This window comes from Mesorhizobium sp. M4A.F.Ca.ET.020.02.1.1 (genome assembly GCF_004022645.1).
GTDB lineage: Bacteria > Pseudomonadota > Alphaproteobacteria > Rhizobiales > Rhizobiaceae > Mesorhizobium.
This window is the reverse complement of record NZ_RZOI01001142.1, coordinates 1-1,152: the sequence shown is the minus strand read 5'-3', so window position 1 is coordinate 1,152 and position 1,152 is coordinate 1. Positions and strand designations below refer to the sequence as shown.

At 62.9% G+C, this 1,152-nt stretch carries 1 protein-coding gene and 1 pseudogene; both read left to right on the top strand.

Annotated features, from left to right (window positions below; all coding sequences use genetic code 11):
* Nucleotides 1-830 (top strand): extensin family protein (locus EN742_RS35520; RefSeq protein WP_128333918.1); only part of this gene is annotated, 830 nt, incomplete at its 5' end.
* A 113-nt stretch (nt 831-943) separates the two neighbouring features.
* Nucleotides 944-1,152 (top strand): annotated as a pseudogene (locus tag EN742_RS35515) (extensin); the annotation flags it as partial.

Genomic DNA, 1,152 nt, shown 5'->3' with positions numbered 1-1,152 from the left:
CTGCAGGTCCACAGCCCGCTGGCGCAGCCGACCGGCTCAATCAAGAAAAGTCTCGTCAGGGAAAGCAGGCACGTCCCGAGCCTTCGGGGCCGGAGCCGTCACCCGATATCGAAAGCGAGCCTGAGCCGCCGACCGTGGTGCCGATTCCGACACAAAGACCCGACACCGCGGAGCCGGTGGCCGAACCGCCCGCTGTCGCACCGAAGCCACCTGAAAAACCGGCTGATGCCGACAACAACAAAATGCTGCCCGATCCGCGATCGGCCGATCGTCCTGCCGACAAGATGCCTCAGGACGAAGTGGCCTGCCGCGAGCGGCTGAAGGCGCTCGGCGTCGAATTCGAGGAGCATAAGGCGGAAAGCAATCCGGAAATCGGTTGTTCGATCCCCTACCCTATCATTTTGAAAACGCTCGGCAAATCTGTCGGCATCGGCTCCGGCACCGAACTCAATTGCCAGATGGCCGAGGCTGCCGCCCGCTTCACCGTCGATGTGATCCAGCCGGCGGCGAAAGCCGAATTCGGCGTAGATCTCAAATCGATTACCCAGGCCTCGGCGTTTGTCTGCCGCCCGCGTAACGGAACGAGAAAGCTGTCGGAGCATGCCTTCGGCAATGCGCTCGACATCGCCTCCTTCACGCTGTCCGACGGACGAAAGGTCGAGATCGGCCCAGTGCCGCCCGAAAAGGATGCAAAATTCCTGAACAGTGTGCGCAAGGCCGCCTGCGGGCCGTTCAAGACCGTGCTCGGTCCCGGCGCCGATGCCGACCATGCACTGCATTTCCACTTCGACCTCGAGCAGCGCCGCCATGGCGGAACGTTCTGCCAGTGAGTGGATGCGAAGAACAGGCGCCGCAATTCGGCCCCAGGCGTGAATGCGGGCGCTGATCTTTCCTTTACTCTTGCCGACTAGACTTGTGCCATCCGGGGACAGGATACCTTTCGATGGCCGGAAGACTTGGCGCCATGCCTGCCATGGCGCGACAGAACAATCGTGCGCGCTCCGTTGCCGCCAGGCAGGTGATGCTGCTTGCCATCGCGGCCGTATCGGCCTGCAACACCGGCGATGTGTTTGCGCTGCAGCCGGCCGTCGACGTCGGCAGCCAGACCGCCGCCGTGCCCGAGACGCCCCAATATTCCGCGCCCCAATATTC